Here is an 869-nt window from a genome sequence, read left to right as displayed (position 1 = left end):
TCAGGCAGTTTCGCTGTATCTTTAACCGATTTTGGAGAATGTTTCTATAAGCAATTGACTAAGCGTGATTCTTTATGATTTGTAGGACATAGTGTATCACCGGGCGTATTGTGGAATCGTTAAGATTGAGGCGCGAAACGGATGCTGCCTGACGCTCATTTTCCAGTGATTCGACTCTCGGGTGCGTACCTCCGGCGTCTTGAACCCGTGCGGGTTGCGCTCTTGGGGGTTCTTATCTATCTGCTGGTCGCGGTCCTTGCGCCGCTGCGGTCGACCGTTACAAACCCCTCCATGATGGCCATCGTTTATTTAGCGCTGTCATACGCGGGGTTTATCGTTGGCGCGATTCTGTATCACACGCTTTTTCCCCATGAACGGGATCGACCGCTGCTTCTCAGCGCGCCTTTGCCCAAGCGGTTGTTTTGGATCGCGCTCGGCCTGTCCGGCTTGGGGGTTGGAATGCGGCTGGTGGATCGATTCGTTCTGCGCGGGGTCCAGCTTGGCGAGGATTTTTCCTCGGTACGCTCGCAATTGGAATCGGCGGGTGCCTCGCCCCTGTCTACCGCAAGCGCGGTGATCTACCCGATCAGCTTTGGGATGATTTTCTTTTATTATTGCTTGCCCAAATCGGCGCGGCGCTGGTGGCTTGGGGCGCTGGCGACATTGATTTTCTTATTCCCGTCGTTCGATGCGGTGATCGCGGGGAATCGCTCGCTGATGGCGGTCAGTATTGGCTTTATTCTGATAACGCGCTCCATATTGGTGGACGATCTTCACTGGCTGCGCAATCGGCTTTTTATCGGAATTGCTCTGTTTTTAATCTTGAACTTATTTTTTATTATGTTTGAGATTCGCGTTGAGGCGATGGG

1 protein-coding gene is annotated in these 869 nt (G+C 52.7%); it reads left to right on the top strand.

The genetic code is table 11. The annotated features are described in order from the left end of the window. Positions 1–459: 459 nt before the first annotated feature. The coding region (locus VZ95_RS24530; RefSeq protein WP_156995441.1) for a hypothetical protein at positions 460–869 on the top strand (410 nt) is incomplete at its 3' end.

Source organism: Elstera litoralis (assembly GCF_000963705.1).
In the GTDB taxonomy this organism is placed as follows: domain Bacteria; phylum Pseudomonadota; class Alphaproteobacteria; order Elsterales; family Elsteraceae; genus Elstera; species Elstera litoralis.
Note: the sequence above shows the minus strand (reverse complement) of the source record. Positions and strands in the feature narration are given on the sequence as shown.